The 235-nt window shown below is 48.1% G+C and carries 1 protein-coding gene; it reads left to right on the forward strand.

The window, feature by feature from the left end:
- Positions 1-51 precede the first annotated feature (51 nt).
- A partial coding sequence (locus Q4528_RS16115) for a flagellar motor protein MotB (RefSeq protein ID WP_303522776.1) occupies positions 52-235 on the forward strand: 184 nt, incomplete at its 3' end.

The following is a 235-nucleotide window of genomic DNA, read 5'->3' on the forward strand; positions in this document are numbered from 1 at the left end:
GCCGGAAGGTAAGCGCTCTCTTGGTACAACCGACGAATAGGTGACGCAGTAATGGAAGAACCTTGCAAATGTCCCCCCGAAGGTTTGCCCGCATGGATGGGCACCTTTGCCGATCTTATGTCTTTGTTGATGTGTTTCTTCGTATTGCTATTGGCATTCTCGGAGATGGACGTATTAAAGTTTAAACAAATCGCTGGGTCGATGAAGTATGCCTTTGGTGTGCAGAACCTGTTGG

It is taken from the genome of Staphylococcus pasteuri, from assembly GCF_030547725.1.
In the GTDB taxonomy this organism is placed as follows: domain Bacteria; phylum Bacillota; class Bacilli; order Staphylococcales; family Staphylococcaceae; genus Staphylococcus; species Staphylococcus pasteuri.